We start from the raw sequence: 15,301 nt of genomic DNA on the forward strand, positions 1-15,301 counted from the left end.
AACCAGGTTGCGCAGTCCCGGCACGCAGATCGCCAGCGCCACCAGAGGGGCTGCCTCCGCGACATTCTTGCCCAGCGCGTTGGGGAAGAAATGCAGCACGATGCCAAGCGCCGCCAGCGCCAGCGTCGAGACCAGGAAAACACCGCCTTCGATGCCGCTCTTGACCGCCAGTCGCGACAGGAGTTCCGGCGCCCGCATCATGCGCTGCACCAGCATCATCGAGAAGGTGCGGATCGGGATCGCGGTCAGGTCGACCAGCCGCATGATGATGGCATAGATGCCGGCGAGATGCGGCCCGCCGATCGCCAGCACGAGGAGCTTGTCGAATTCCATCTGTAGGTAGAACAGCACCTCGGCGCCGGCCACATAGATGGAATCGGCGAGCCGCCTGAGATAGAGTTCCAGCCTGAGCCGCAGCCGCTGGCGCGGATAGAAGAATGCGAAAGCGATGAGCAGCGAGGCGGCATTGGCACCGATATAATACCAGGACCAGACACCTATGGTCCGCTGCGCCGCGAGCATGAACAGCACGGCGCCGACCGCTCGCAGGGCTGTCGCCAGGATCGTCAGCAAGGCGGCGCGGCCGAATTTGCCGAGGCCGTTGTTGACGATCAGCGCCACTTCGACCGGCCGCCACAAAAGCGCCTCGGCAAACACGATCGCCGCGAAGACCGACAGCGGCACGGTGCCGGCAAAGAAGATCAGGTAGACGCCGTAGGAGGCTGCGGCCAGCAGCGGCAGCGATATGACGCCAAGCAGCAGGAAGCCGGCGGTGAAGGTGCCGATCAGATTGGGGCGAATGGTGGCGGTGCGATAGAGCGCCGAGATGAAGCCGAAGGCCAGGATGCGCGACAGCATCACGCCGGCGGCCGAGGCGGTGGCGAACATGCCGAACTCGGCGATGGACAGCGTGTTGGCCAGCGCGATGAAATAGGCCAGCGAAAACACCAGCCGCCCGCCCGCGCCGCTGATCGCCGAGAGATAGTCGCGAACCAGCCCCCGTCGTTCGGCCACAAAAGCGCCGATCCGGGCGAGGGGCCGCCTTTGCGGTATGTCACTGGTCTCGGTCATGCGTCGCAAAAGCATAGATTGCAAAGCTTAACGTGCCGTTCGGCAACTTATGGATGTGTCTACAATATCAACAACCACTGCGAGAAATTTTATCCTCTGCCTTTCGAAATTAACCTTTTGTTTCCTATGCCTGTTTAGCGTGGCTTAACGATTTGCAGCCGCTCCCAAGCCGCCAAGGGCAAGCTCAAAGACAATGGTCGACAGGGAAAACCGTGAGGACTGGAGGCGCGAGCGCTCCCTGCTGGCGCTCGGCCGGGCCGTGCGCGGCGAGGACGATGCTTCGCTGGTTTCGATCGGCGATCGTGCGGACCCGTCATGGCGCGAGGATGCCGCGACACGCCATCAACTCGCCCGCTCGCGCCGCGAGGCGCGACTGAACCCTTTGCTGGCCGCTGACACGACACAATTCGAGGCCGATACCGTTTCGGCCGCCGAGACTAAGCGTGACGCCGACGAGACTGCCGGAGGCGGCTACACGCATGCCCGGCAGCCGGAAGAGCCGGCCACCACAGCTGTTTCCGAGACCCACCGTCCGCCTGCCGCACCTCGATATGTAGGTGAACAGCAACCGCCTTCACGCGACGAAGCTTTCAGACGCGGAACACAAGCGCGGCAGCCGGAACGGCCGGCCGCCACAGGTGTTTCCGAGTCCCGCCGTCCGCCTGCCGCATCCGAGCCCCGATACGCGGGTAGAGAGCAGCGGCCTTTGCGCGACGATACCGACGCACAGGAATGGAAGCCGCTGATCGATCCGATGCAGGTCGTGCGCGGTATCGCCAGATCGAAGATGCTGATCGTCGCCACGACGGTACTGGGCACAGCGCTCGGTGTCGCGATAGCGCTGTCGACGCCGAAGAAATACGAAGCCACCACCGAGCTGATCGTCGACCCTCGCGACCTGAAGCTCACCGATCGCGATCTCACCCAAAGCGTGGTCGCGTCCGACGCGACACTGGCCATCGTCGAAAACCAGGTCCGCGTGCTCACCTCCGGCACCGTCCTCAACAAGGTCGTCGACAAGCTCAATCTCGTCAACGATCCGGAGTTCAACGGACAAGGTTCGGGCGGCCTGGGCGTCATGCCGCTCATCCGCTCGGTCCTGTCGCGCAGCGACGGGCCGGGCGCCGATGAAGGTCGACGCCGGGCGCTTGCGGTCAGCAATCTGGCAGAAAGCCTTTCGGTCGAGCGCGGCGGCAAGACCTTCGTCATCTCCGTCAGCGCCACCACGCAAAATGGCGAGAAGTCGGCGCTCATCGCCAACACGATGACGGATGTCTTCCTGCAGACCTTCGGCCAGATCCAGTCCGACACCGCAGGCCGCGCTACCGACGAGCTGACGGCCAGGCTCGACGAACTGCGCAAGGGCGTCGAAGTGGCCGAGCGCAAGGTCGAGGATTTCAGGGCGACGCACGATCTGGTCGACGCGCAAGGCCATTTGATCAGCGACGACGAGATGCTCAAGCTCAACGAGCAGCTTTCCATCGCGCGCGCCCGCACGCTGGAACTCAATGCTCGTGCGGCGTCGGCGCGTTCGATCGACGTGAACTCGGTTCTGAGCGGCACCTTGCCCGAGGAGATCAACTCCAACACGATGAGCGAACTGCGCTCGCAATATGCGACGCTTAAACAGGAGGCCGATCGTGCCGCGATCCGGCTCGGACCGCGCCACCCCGAACTCCAGGCGCTCAATGCGCAGCTTGCCGGGTCGCGCGACCGCATCGCCGCCGAACTGCGCCGCATCGCTTCCTCGCTGCAGGTCGACCTGAAGCGCGCTGTGCAGCTCGAGCAGGATCTCGCCTCCCGCCTGGCGCAACTGAAGGTCCGCAGCGGCGACGTCAACAGCGACCTGGTCAGCTTGCGCGAACTGGAGCGCGAAGCCGCCGCCAAGCGCTCCGTCTATGAGCAATATCTTCTGCGCGCCAAGGAAACCGGCGAGCAGAAGGACATCAACACCGCCAACATCAACGTGATCTCCAAGGCCTTTGCTCCGCTCGAACCGAACGGCCCCTCGCGCGCCGTGATGGTGCTGGCTGGGTTGCTGGGAGGGCTTGCCTCCGGCATCGGTCTTGGCGCCATGCGCGGCGCCTATGAGAGCCTGCGCGAAACCGCCAATTCGCGCTCGCGCCGCAGGGCCGACGAGCGCCCGACACACTTTGAGGACAAGGCATACCAGGCCGCGCCCCCGACAGTTCCGCCGGCCGAGGCCGCTGGCACGCAACGTTCAGGTCCGGTCGGCGCGCTGCTGTCGGCGGTGCGCAGGATTGTGCCCGGCAAGGCGGCAAGCGAAAAAGGGACATCAAGCGAAGAAACTGCGCGGTCCAAGGATACCATCTCCCCCGCTGCCGCCGAGAGCGAGAAGCCAATGGAGGAACATCCCGTCTATCCGTCCCCCTACTACCCGCCCGAGCAGACGGCGTCCGTAGGTCACCCGCAGCCCCAGCAAGGCGTCTATGCTCCATATCCGCAACAGCCGCCCCTGCCTCATCAGACGATGCCGCAGCAGCAGGCCGTCTATCCAGCCCCGCCCATGCAGCCATATGCGCAACCGCCGATGAGCTATCCCTGGCAGATGCAGCCGCCACCGGCCGGCTACTATCCCTATCCGCCGGCCATGATGCCTTATCCAGGGCAGGTGCCTTATCCGCAGCAGCCCGCGCCGCCAGCCTATCCTCAGGCCCCGCTGGAGGAGACCCGTCACGCTTCGGATGCCGATGAACAGCAAAGCTCGATCGACGAAATCCGCGCCAGCCTGCGTGAATTCCGCGAAGCGGTTCGCGAACTCACCGAGAACCGTTCGCGCCGCCGCTATTTCTGAACCCCGAATAAACACCGCCGGTTTCGAGTTAGCGGCATCGGACGGCGCTTTGGCGGGATTGCCCGGTCGATTTTTCGTGAAAATGCCGCGCTGCATGGTACCCAGAAGCTTGCCCTCGGACCCTGAGAGCAAGCAGGGGCAACGACCTGCATGGGACAAAGATCCGAAGCGCGCCGCATGAATCCTTTTAGACGCGACGTGCTTTGGGCGGAACGGTGTTGAAGGTGGTTCATGGCAGAAGTGATTGACGGCAAAAGCGTTGCCGCGGATGTGGTGCGGCGGGTCAAGGAGTTGACCGCCGAACTGGTGGCAAAGGGCACGGGTAAGCCCGGTCTCGCCGTGGTCATCGTCGGCGAGGATCCGGCGAGCCAGGTCTACGTCGCCTCCAAATCCCGCACCGCCAAGGAATGCGGCTTTCATTCGCTCCAGCACACGTTGCCGGCCGAAACCTCCGAGCAGGAATTGCTTGCTGTCATCGGTGAACTCAACGCCGATCCGGCCATCAACGGCATCCTGGTGCAGCTGCCGCTTCCCGGCCATATCGACGCCGGCAAGGTCATCCAGACCATCGCACCGGAAAAGGACGTCGACGGCTTCCATTTCATCAATGTCGGCAAGCTCGGCACCGGTGAGCTCGAGACCGCCTTTGTTCCCTGCACGCCGGCCGGCTCGATGCTTTTGATCGAGCGGGTGCGCGGCAAGGATTTGTCCGGCCTCAACGCCGTCGTCGTCGGCCGCTCCAACATCGTCGGCAAGCCGATGGCCAACCTTCTGCTTGCCGCCAACTGCACCGTCACCATCGCGCACAGCCGTACCAGGGATTTGCCGGCGCTCGCCCGCACCGCCGACATCCTGGTGGCCGCTGTTGGGCGCCCGGAAATGGTCAAGGGCGACTGGGTCAAGCCGGGCGCCACCGTCATCGATGTCGGTATCAACCGCATCGCGGCGCCCGAAAGAGGTGAGGGCAAGACCCGCCTCGTCGGCGACGTCGCCTATGCCGAGGCGGCGAAGACAGCCGGCGCCATCACGCCAGTGCCGGGCGGCGTCGGGCCGATGACCATTGCCATGCTGATGGCCAACACGCTAGCTTCCGCCTATCTCGCGGCCGGATTGAAACGGCCGTCGTTCTAGTTCATCGGGTCCGAACCCTGGAAAGTCGCAGCTTTGCCGAATCTCACCGCTCCTGTTGAACGGCCGGTCACGAATGATCCCGTTCAAGGCGGGCGGCAATTCGCGTTCCTGCTGGTCGACAAGTTTTCCATGTTCTCGCTGGCCGCGGCGATCGACACGTTCCGCTCGGCCAACCGGCTGCTCGGCCGCGACTTCTATGGCTGGACGACGGTGTCGGCCGACGGCGACGCCGTCATGGCCTCCAACGGCCTGCCGCTCAAGATCGACTATGCCGTCGCCGACCTGCCGCCGGTCGATATCCTTTTCGTCTCGGTCGGGCTGACGACGGAATTCCCAGGCAAGAGCAAGGTGCTGGCGGCGCTGCGCAGCTGGGGCCGGCGCGGCAACGCGCTCGGCGCGCTGTCGGTCGGCTCCTACCTGCTTGCCGAAGCGGGCCAACTCGATGGCTATCGCTGCACCATCCATTGGGAGAACCGCGCCGGGTTCGTCGAGCGCTTCCCCGACATCAACTGCACCGGCAATGTCTTCGAGATCGACCGCAAGCGCTACACCTGCGCCGGCGGCACCACCTCGATCGACCTCATGCTGGAGATCGTGCGCGGCGATTTCGGCTCCAACCTCGCCAATGGCGTCGCCAACCAGTTCCAGCATGAGCGCATCCGCTCCGCCGGCGACCGACAGCGCGTCGGGCCGGAGCGCGACCTGACCGGCAAATCTGAGAAGCTCCGGCGCATTGTCGAACTGATGGCCGACCATCTCGACGAGCCACTGTCGGCGGTGCAACTCGCCAAATCGGCGGGCCTGTCGGTGCGCCAGGTCGAGCGCCTGTTCCTGCGCCATCTCAGCGTGACGCCCGGCCGCTATTACATGCGTCTGAGGCTCGAGCGGGCGCGCGAACTGCTGCGCCAGACCAACATGCCGATCCTCGACGTGGCGATTGCCACCGGCTTCACCTCGCACTCCTATTTTGCCCAGAGCTACCGGCTGCAGTTCGGCCGTCCGCCTTCCGAGGAGCGGCGCACGACATACTGAGCGGATTGCTCGGGCCGAGGCAGCCGATTTTCCCGCTGCGTCTGGGCCATACCCGCATCCGGGCTTGTGTCCTGACGCCGCGTCAAATAGCTTTCGCCGGCGGAGCAGGGTGTGCTGGCGATCAGCAGACCTTGGGGGCTTACTCAGGAGATTTTCATGGTGGGACTTGCGCGGAGCGTCGCTGCGGCGGCCTTCCTGCTGTGGATGACGACGCTTGGCCTTGCCGCCGATCGTGTCATCGTCATTCTCGATGCCTCCGGCTCCATGTGGGCGCAGATCGACGGCAAGCCCAAGCTCGAAATCGCCCGCGAGTCCCTCAGAGCCGCGCTGCAGTCCATTCCGACCGACAGGGAGATCGGCTTCATGGCCTATGGCCATCGCGAGAAGGCCGGTTGCGAGGACATCGAACTCATCGTGCCGCCACAGGCCGGTTCTGCCGGCGCCATCTCCACCGCCGCCGACAGCCTGAAATTTCTCGGCAAGACGCCGCTGACCGCGGCCGTCAAGCAAGCGGCCGAAGCGTTGAAATACACCGAGGACAGGGCCACCGTCGTGCTCATCACCGACGGGCTCGAAACCTGTGGCGGCGATCCTTGCGCGCTTGGCAAGGAACTGAAGGCTGCCGGCATCGATTTCACCGCGGATGTCGTCGGCTTCGGCCTGACCGCCGAAGAGGGCAAGCAGGTCGCCTGCCTCGCCGAAAACACCGGCGGCAAATACATCCAGGCCTCGGACGAGAAGGCGCTGCAGGATGCGCTGGCCGAAACCGTCGCGGCGCCGGCGCCCGAACCCGCGCCTGCGCCGCAACCTGCACCTGAACCGGCGCCCGAGCCGGCAAAGCCGGAATTCAATTTCACCCCGACCGTGGTGCTGGCCGAGGGCGGTGATCCGCTTACCGACGGCAATGCCTGGGAAATCTACAAGGCAATGGCCGACGGCACGCGGGGCGATTCAGTGGCCACTGAATACGGGGCCTACAAGGGCAATCTCGAACCGGGCGACTACATCGTCGTCGCGCGCATCGGCGAGGCCAAGACCGAACAGAAGATCAAGATCGAGGCGGGCCAGGTCTACAAGCCCCTCTTCACGCTGAATGCCGGCACGTTGATCATTCATCCGCGTCCGAGCGAAGGAGCCGATGTGGCCGATGGCGCGGCTGTCGTGATCGCCTACCCGGGCGCTGATATGCCCGCGACTTACTATGGCGACACGAAAGTCGTGCTGCCGGCCGGCGACGAGAAGGTGACCGTCACGATCGGGCAGGGTGTGGCGACCGAAACGATCCCGCTCGCTGCCGGCAGGGTCATCGACAAGGACATCATCGTTGGCGTTGGGCATGTGGTAGCCAATGCCTACTATACGGCCGGCGGCGACAAGGCCGACGGCTCTGGCATCGGCTTCAAGGTGCTCAAGGCGAAAAAGAAGATCGACGGCACGCGCGAAGAGGTAACCTATGCCTATGGCCCCGACAGCAAGTTCGATCTGCCGCCGGACGACTATGTGATGGTCGCTACCGTCGACCTCGCCGTCGTCGAGCAGCCGTTCAGTGTCAAGGTCGGCGAGCATCAGGATATGAAGATCGCCATGAACGCCGGCGTGTTGGCGATCACTGCGCCCGGAACCTCGAAGATCGAGATTTTCGAGGCAAGAAAGGACATCAACGGCAACCGCAAATCGCTCGGCTACGCCTATGACGAGAAATACCAGGCGGCGCTGCCGGCCGGCGACTACGTCGTCGTCTCCGAGAAATCGGACAACAGCCGCAAGGAAGGCACCGTGACGGTCAAGGCCGGCGAGAGAGCCGAACTGACGGTTCAATAGGTTTCGCAGGCAATGAAAAAGGGGCGGCCATGAGCTGCTCCTTTTTCATGACGGGACAAATGTCGCCACGTCGTTCCCGAATGCGCTGGCGCCATGGTCGGCGCGGCCTACCAATTGCCGGAACCCGGCGAAAAGCTCGCGGCCAAAGCCGAATTCGTTGCCGATGAGGTCGGCATCCGCCGTCCGGCGCAGCGCGAAATCCGCCGCCGGCACCAGCACCTCCAGCGTTCCCGCCTCGGCGTCCAGCCTGATGACGTCGCCATCATGGATCCGGGCGATCGGTCCGTCCTCGACCGCTTCCGGCGTCACATGGATCGCCGCCGGCACCTTGCCGGAGGCGCCCGACATGCGCCCGTCGGTCAGCAGCGCCACATGCTGGCCGCGATCCTGCAGGATGCCGAGCACGGTGGTCAGCTTGTGCAGTTCCGGCATGCCGTTGGCTTTCGGCCCCTGGAAGCGGATGACGGCGATGAAATCGCCGGTCAGCGAACCGGCCTTGAACGCCTCGTTCAGCCCTTGCTGGCTGTCGAACACCTTGGCCGGCGCCTCGATGATGCGCCGCTCCGGCTTCACGGCGGAAGTCTTGATGACGGCGTGGCCGAGATTGCCGGAGAGCATTTTCAGTCCGCCTGTCGGCTGGAATGCCTTCTTGAACGGCGCCAGCACCTTCTCGTCGCCGCTTTCGCGAGGGGCGGCCTCGCGCACCACGCTGCCGTCGGCGCCCAGCCTGGCCTCGACCGCATAGGGCCGCAAGCCTTCGCCCCACACCGTCTGCACGTCCTCATGCAGGATGCCTTCGTCGAGCAGTTCGCGGATCAGGAAGCCGAGCCCGCCCGCGGCGTGGAAATGGTTCACGTCGGCAAGGCCGTTGGGATAGACCCGGGCCAGCAGCGGCACGGCTTCCGACAGGTCCGAAATATCCTGCCAGTTAATGGCGATGCCCGCCGCCGCCGCCATGGCGACCAGATGGATGGTGTGATTGGTCGAGCCGCCGGTGGCATGCAGGCCGACAATGCCGTTGACGATCGAGCGCTCGTCGATCATCCGCCCGGCCGGCGTGTAGGCATTGCCCAGCGCGGTGATCGCCAGCGCTCGCTTCGTCGCTTCGCGGGTCAAGGCGTCGCGCAGCGGCGTGCCGGGGTTGACGAAGGAGGCGCCAGGGGTGTGCAGGCCCATGATCTCCATCAGCATCTGGTTGGAGTTGGCGGTGCCGTAGAAGGTGCAGGTTCCCGGCCCGTGATAGGATTTGGACTCGGCCTCGAGCAGTTCGGCGCGGCCTGCCTTGCCTTCGGCATAGAGCTGGCGGACCTTGGCCTTTTCATCATTGGGCAGGCCCGTCGTCATCGGCCCGGCCGGGATGAACACCGCCGGCAAATGTCCAAAGGTGAGTGCGGCGATCACCAGCCCCGGCACGATCTTGTCGCAGACGCCGAGATAGACGGCGGCGTCGAACATGTTGTGCGACAGGCCGATTGCCGCGGCCATGGCGATCACGTCACGCGAAAACAGCGACAGTTCCATGCCGGGCTGGCCCTGGGTGACGCCATCGCACATCGCCGGCACGCCGCCGGCCACCTGGGCAATGCCGCCGGCCTCGCGCGCCGCGTCCTTGATCAATGCCGGAAATGTCTCGAACGGCTGATGTGCCGACAGCATGTCGTTGTAGGAGGTGATGATGCCGAGGTTCGGCACGCGGTCGCCGCCCAGCGCCACCTTTTCAGAAGGGCTGCAGACCGCGAAGCCATGCGCGAGGTTGCCGCAGGAAAGCACGGCCCGGTTGGCGGTGCGGTTCGACGCCTCTGCGATGCGGCCGAGATAGGCCTCGCGGCCTGGTCTGGAACGTTGGCGGATGCGCTCGGTGATGGCTTCGATATCGCGTCTTGCGGCCATGGCGGTCGGTCCTTTCGGGTCCCGGAAAACATCCTCCCACCGTCTGCCGGGACCATTGGCGAGTTGAAAATCAGGGTGCCCAGAAAACCTCTACGGTCTTGGGCGCTGCGTCGATCACGGCGCGAATGGGCTTCCTCGCGCCCGGTCCCATGGCGCCTTCAAACGCTGTGCGCTTGTCCTCGCCCTCGATGTGCAGCGCGATGAAACCGGCAGCGACGATCCGCGCCAGCGACAGCGTCAGTCGCGGCTCGCCGGCGCTCGCCGCGCGCACCGGCAGCACGATCCTTGTCGAGGACGGGTCGAGCAGTTTTGCCAGATCGTCGGCATCGGGAAAAAACGAGGCGGTGTGGCCATCGGTTCCCATGCCGAGCACGACAACATCGAGCGGCCAGGGCAGCGACTGCAATGCCGCATCGTCGGACGCGGCGGCGGTCTCGATGCCCGCGGCCTCGTGATAGAGCGGCACGAAAGTTGCGGCTGCCGCCGCGTTCTGCAAGAAGTTGGCGGCAACCAGGCCGGCGTTGGAGCGTGGCGAGGAGGCCGGCACGAAGCGTTCGTCGACCAGCGTCACCGTCACTCTGTCCCAGGCGATCGGTATCTTCGAAAGCGCTGCGAGAAATTTCGCTGGCGTCGTGCCGCCTGAAACGGCGAGCAGCCCCGTGCCGCGCTCGGCGATCGCCTTGGTGAGGCGGCCCGCAACGTGGCCGGCAAGCGCCGCCGCCAGTTGGGGCCGGTCGGCGAAGCCGTTCCAGTTGTAGGCGTTCAATTGCTCTCGTGCCATGTCCGCCCGTCGCGTTCGATCAGGGCAATCGAGGCCGAAGGCCCCCAGGTGCCCGCCGTATAGCCCTGCGCGTCCTGCCTTGCGCTTTCCCAGGCGTTCTGGATCGGGTCGATCCACTGCCATGCCGCCTCGACCTCGTCGCGGCGCATGAACAGCGTCTGGTTGCCGCGGATGACGTCCATGATCAGCCGCTCATAGGCATCCGGCGCCCGGCCGTCGAAGGATTGCGCGAAACTCATGTCGAGCGAAATTTGGCGCAGTCGCATCCCGCCCGGTCCCGGATCCTTGATCATGATGAACTGCCTGACGCCTTCGTCCGGCTGTAGCCTGATCACCAGTTGATTGGCGAAGATCGGTCCGGCGCTGTCACCGAAGATCGAATGCGGGATCGGCTTGAATTCGATGACGATTTCCGAAACACGGGTCGCCAGCCGCTTGCCCGTCCGGAGATAGAACGGCACGCCCGCCCAGCGCCAGTTTCCGATCTCGGCCTTGATGGCGACGAAGGTCTCGGTGTTGCTGTCCTTGCCGAGTTCCTCGACATAGCCCTTCACCGGCCCTCCGGCCGAGGCTCCGGCGCGATACTGGCCGCGCACCGTGTGCTTGGGCGCCTCGTTGCCGTTGATGCGCTTCAGCGCCCGCAGCACTTTCAGCTTTTCGTCGCGCACGGCGTCGGCGTCCATCGACGATGGCGCTTCCATGGCGACCAGGCAGAGCAGCTGCAGCATATGGTTCTGCACCATGTCGCGCAGTGCGCCGGCCTTGTCGTAATAGGTGACGCGGTCTTCCAGGCCGACCGTCTCGGCCACGGTGATCTGCACATGGTCGACATTGGCGGAATTCCATAGCGGCTCGTAGAGCGCGTTGGCAAAGCGCAGCGCCATCAGGTTCTGCACAGTCTCCTTGCCGAGATAGTGGTCGATGCGGAAGATCTGGCTCTCGTGGAAATCATCGCCGACCAGGTCGTTGAGCGTGCGCGCCGAAGAGAGGTCGCGCCCGATCGGCTTCTCCAGCACGATGCGCGAGTTCGGCGTGATCAGATCGTGTTCCCTGAGCTTGTGCGAGATGTCGCCGAACAGCGCCGGCGCCACCGCCAGATAGAAGGCGCGGATGCGGTCGCTGTCACCGATCGCCTTCTTCAACTTGTCGAAGCCGGCGCCGGTAGTGGCGTCGGCCGAGACATAGGAGAGCCGCGCCAGAAACGTCTTCAGTTCCTTGGCGTCGATGTCGACCGGCTTCACATGGTCGGAAATCGCCTGCTTGGCGAAAGCCTGAAATTCCTCGTCGGTCATCTTCGAACGCGAGGTGCCGATGATACGGGTCGGTTCGGAGAACTGATGGTCGCGCTGGCGATGGTAGAGCGAGGGCAGCAGCTTGCGTTCCGACAGGTCGCCGGTGCCGCCGAAAATGATGAAGTCGAAAGGGTCGACAGGGATGATCTGGCTGGTCATGGTCTGTCCGCTCTGACGCCGGTCGCAAGTACGCGGCTGATATATTCTAATCGATTTAAATTTTCCAGTGCCATGGTGTCACATCCCAAGGCCAATCTGTCTTCACCGATTGGTCCTAACATGTGCCCTTGACACCGGCGCGACCCGGAGGCTTGTCGCGAGCAAAGGCTCCGGGAGGCCTTCGCAGATGCAGCATAGAGCGGTTCAATGAGTGAGAAAAGCATGCGCCTGGAAAACAAGGTCGCCATCATCACCGGCGCGGCCTCCGGTTTCGGCGAGGGCATGGCGCGGCGCTTTGCCGAGGAGGGCGCCAGCATCGTCGTCGCCGACCTCAATGCCAAGGGCGCCGAACGCGTTGCCAGCGAGATCGGCGCCAACGCGATCTGGACCCAGACGGACGTCTCGCTGCGTTCCGAATTCGACGAGATGGTCTATGCCGCAAAGAGCGCCTTTGGCCGCATCGACATCATGGTCAACAACGCCGGCTACACCCATCGCAACGGCGACATGCTCGAGGTCGACGAGACGACCTTCGACCTGATCACCGCCATCAACATGAAGGCGATCTATCATGCAGCGCTCGCGGTGGTGCCGATCATGGACCGGCAGGGCGGCGGCGTCATCCTGACCACGGCTTCCACGGCCGGCATCAGGCCGCGGCCCGGCCTCACCTGGTACAACGCGTCGAAGGGCTGGGCGATCACCGCGACCAAGTCGATGGCGGTGGAACTCGCGCCGAAGAACATCCGCGTCAATTGTCTCTGTCCGGTCGCCGGCGAGACCGGCATGCTGGAGAAATTCATGGGCGCCGACACGCCTGAAATACGCGAGAAGTTCCGTGCGTCGATCCCGCTCGGCCGGCTCTCGACGCCGCTCGACATAGCCAACGCGGCCCTCTGGCTGGCGTCGGACGAGGCGGCTTTCATCACCGGCGTGGCGCTCGAAGTCGATGGCGGACGTTGTATCTGAACCGTCCGGCCATATCGGACCGCAATTTGACTTGAGCGTCCGGCGAAAGGCATAAGACACCGAAATGGCAGGGGTCGGTGGCGCAATGAATGCGAAATTGCGGAAGGTTCGCGAAGACCTGGATAAGCGCTTCGACGCCTACCGGGCAAAACGCGCCCGCGCAAAAATCAGAGCGACCATTATCGGCATAACGGGCAGTTCGGGCAAATCGACCGTCACCAAACTGCTTGGCCACATACTGGCCAGTCATGGTTCGGTGCATACCCAGGTTCTCGCCAACACGATGAACTCGTTGGTCAGGATGCTCTACAAGCGCATCAAGAATCCGGCCGAACTCGACTACGTCATTTTCGAAGCCGGAGCCAGCGGACCGGGTACGCTCAAGCCGATGGCGGATATGCTGAAGCCGCATGTAGCCGTTGTCACCATGGTTCGCCTCGAACATTTTTCAGCGTTCAAGACACTGGAGAACGTCGCCCGGGAAAAGCGCACCCTGGTCGACGCGCTGCAGCCGGGCGGCCTGGCCATCCTCAATGCGGATGATCCTCATGTGATCGAAATGGCTTCCGCCGCCAGGCATCGCGTCGTTACTTTCGGCATGTCGGAACAGGCCGACTATCGTGTGACCGACGTCCATGCCGCTTATCCGGACAGGCTGACGATGGCCGTCCATTGGCGGGGCGGTGTGCTGGAATTGAAGACGCCGTTTCCGGCCGAACATTTCTGGCTGCCGACCGCCGCGGCCATTTGCGCGGCATTGGAGCTTGGCGTGCCCCCCGAAAAAGTAGCGGCCAGCGTTGAGACGTTCCAGCCGCTGGCCAACCGCTGCAAGGTGCTCGTCACCGAGGGCGGCCCGCAATTTATCGTCGACGCCGCCAAGTCACCCTGGCATTCGATCGATCTTGCCTTCGACATGATGGCCAAGGCCACGGCGAAACCAAAGCGCATCGTTCTGGGGCAGATCTCGGACTATGCGGGCTCGACCAGAAAATACCACTACGCCTACAAGACCGCGCGTGAAATCGCCGATCAGGTCATCTATGTCGGCGACAATGCCCACCGCTCGGGAGCCGGGCAGGAGGATCGTGATAGCGGCCGGTTTCAGGAATTGCGCACGCCAAGGGAGGTCTCCGAGCATATCAAGAAAACGGCCGTCGCCGGCGAACTTATCCTGCTCAAAAGTTCCGCAAGGCTCCACCTGGAGAGGATCGCGCTTGCCTGGACGCATGATGTCAAATGCTGGGTCCCGGTCTGCGGCAAGCGGGAAGGGTGCGACACGTGCGGCTTGTTCGAGGTGCCGTTCGAGGAGCACCGCGACCATGTCAGGCAACGCAGGCATGCCAGGCGATGGCAGCGCCTTCGCCACCTGCTCGGGGGCTGACAGAGATTTCGTGGAGCCGGGCGATCGTCAGGGATCGACGGTTCTCCAGACCGGCGCGGGCATCAGGCGCCGGTCTTGATATAACTCTTGTAGATCCAGCCGCGCTTGCCGTTATAGACGATCTGGCACCATTGCTTGCAGCCCATCACCTGTACGGAAGTCTTGGCGGGAACGGTGACCATGGCGGCTGCATTCTTCTTCGGGCCGGCTCGCATGGTGACGGCCCTCAGTATGCGTCCGGTGGCGGCCGCGGCTGCTTTCCCGGACTTGGCTTTGGCTTGATCGCTGTCGTCCTGCACTGCCGCCAGCACTTGTGGTTTCGGGGTCGGGATGGCGGCTGTTTGCGCGCCGTCCGTGGTCGTCTTGCCCGGGGCCGCGACTTTGGCAAGCATCGCTGCGGCATCGTTCTTTGCCGCCGGATCGGCGAATGCCGCCGCAACGGCCGGTTTTTCGGCCGCCTGCTCGGATGGGGCAGCGGCGGCGGATGCGGTCTTTGACCCTGTCCAGCGGGGATCATTCGGCGCCAGCGCCTGTACTTCGGCCGCCGCCGCGGCAACCGCCGGCGAAACCGCGTCGCCCTTGGCGGCGGCCCGCGGCAATGCAGCGGCCGTTGCGGCAGCAGCGGTTGGAATGATCTTCGTCGTCTTCACGGGAATGGTTGGAACGGTGTGCTCGGGACTCGCGGCCGCTTGTCTCTCACTGGCCGGCAAAGCCAGCCACAGCGCCACCGCGGCCACGCCAAGCAGCGCTGCGGTGCCAAGCGCGGCGATCACCAGATGCGAGTTCGAGCGGACTCCTTGCCAGAAGGTAGGCCGCATGTCGTAGCCGAACTGCATCGCAAAGCGCCGTCGTTCCGGCGCACCGAAACTGAAGGGCTCTCTCACTCTGCTACCTCCATCTGCGGCCGATGTTCTTTTCGATCTGCGCCGGAAGCCGGCATTCGATCGGCATCGGTCCCA

General features: G+C 64.2%; 11 protein-coding genes. 6 read left to right on the forward strand and 5 right to left on the reverse strand.

Annotation, left to right across the window (positions count from 1 at the left end):
- Positions 1–1,071, reverse strand: a 1,071-nt coding sequence (locus C9427_RS06330) for a lipopolysaccharide biosynthesis protein (RefSeq protein ID WP_107648286.1), incomplete at its 3' end; no start/stop codon positions are given.
- Between the two features lie 193 nt (positions 1,072–1,264).
- Between C9427_RS06330 and C9427_RS06335 the strand changes: the two genes are divergently transcribed.
- The 4 genes from C9427_RS06335 to C9427_RS06350 all read left to right on the forward strand — a co-directional run bounded on the left by C9427_RS06335 (position 1,265) and on the right by C9427_RS06350 (position 7,870).
- Positions 1,265–3,886 carry a Wzz/FepE/Etk N-terminal domain-containing protein gene (locus C9427_RS06335; RefSeq protein ID WP_107648287.1) on the forward strand — a complete coding sequence of 874 codons (2,622 nt, stop codon included), beginning with the start codon at positions 1,265–1,267 and terminating at the stop codon, positions 3,884–3,886.
- A 231-nt stretch (positions 3,887–4,117) separates the two neighbouring features.
- Positions 4,118–5,017 carry a bifunctional methylenetetrahydrofolate dehydrogenase/methenyltetrahydrofolate cyclohydrolase FolD gene (gene folD / locus C9427_RS06340; protein WP_107648288.1) on the forward strand — a complete coding sequence of 300 codons (900 nt, stop codon included), beginning with the start codon at positions 4,118–4,120 and terminating at the stop codon, positions 5,015–5,017.
- Positions 5,018–5,050: 33 nt separating this feature from the next.
- Positions 5,051–6,049: a GlxA family transcriptional regulator gene (locus C9427_RS06345; protein ID WP_006329325.1), complete on the forward strand. Its 999-nt coding sequence runs from the start codon at positions 5,051–5,053 to the stop codon at positions 6,047–6,049.
- Between the two features lie 156 nt (positions 6,050–6,205).
- The gene (locus C9427_RS06350; RefSeq protein ID WP_107648289.1) at positions 6,206–7,870 is read left to right on the forward strand and encodes a vWA domain-containing protein; all 1,665 of its coding nucleotides are present in this window, start codon (positions 6,206–6,208) and stop codon (positions 7,868–7,870) included.
- Between the two features lie 45 nt (positions 7,871–7,915).
- Here C9427_RS06350 and edd read toward each other — a convergent pair whose 3' ends face one another.
- The 3 genes from edd to zwf all read right to left on the reverse strand — a co-directional run bounded on the left by edd (position 7,916) and on the right by zwf (position 11,992).
- Positions 7,916–9,760, reverse strand: a complete 1,845-nt coding sequence (gene edd, locus C9427_RS06355) for a phosphogluconate dehydratase (protein ID WP_107648290.1) — start codon at positions 9,758–9,760, stop codon at positions 7,916–7,918.
- A 70-nt stretch (positions 9,761–9,830) separates the two neighbouring features.
- Entirely contained in the window at positions 9,831–10,541 is a 711-nt protein-coding gene (pgl, locus tag C9427_RS06360; protein WP_107648291.1) for a 6-phosphogluconolactonase, read from the reverse strand.
- Positions 10,523–11,992, reverse strand: a complete 1,470-nt coding sequence (gene zwf, locus C9427_RS06365) for a glucose-6-phosphate dehydrogenase (RefSeq protein ID WP_107648292.1) — start codon at positions 11,990–11,992, stop codon at positions 10,523–10,525. The genes pgl and zwf overlap by 19 nt, the downstream gene beginning before the upstream one ends.
- A 222-nt stretch (positions 11,993–12,214) precedes the next feature.
- On the opposite strand from zwf, the gene C9427_RS06370 reads away from it, so the two are divergent.
- Complete coding sequence (locus tag C9427_RS06370; protein WP_107648309.1) at positions 12,215–12,961, forward strand: SDR family oxidoreductase; 747 nt, start codon at positions 12,215–12,217, stop codon at positions 12,959–12,961.
- 97 nt (positions 12,962–13,058) lie between these two features.
- Positions 13,059–14,342 (forward strand): Mur ligase family protein, encoded by a 1,284-nt coding sequence (locus tag C9427_RS06375; protein WP_245436998.1) that lies wholly within the window; start codon positions 13,059–13,061, stop codon positions 14,340–14,342.
- 62 nt (positions 14,343–14,404) lie between these two features.
- Here the strand turns inward: C9427_RS06375 and C9427_RS06380 are convergent, their stop codons facing one another.
- On the reverse strand, positions 14,405–15,226 hold the full coding sequence (locus C9427_RS06380; protein WP_107648294.1) for an SH3 domain-containing protein: 822 nt from the start codon (positions 15,224–15,226) through the stop codon (positions 14,405–14,407).
- Between the last annotated feature and the right edge of the window lie 75 nt (positions 15,227–15,301).

The sequence above is a fragment of the Mesorhizobium helmanticense genome, assembly GCF_003034915.1.
Classification (GTDB): Bacteria; Pseudomonadota; Alphaproteobacteria; order Rhizobiales; family Rhizobiaceae; genus Mesorhizobium; species Mesorhizobium helmanticense.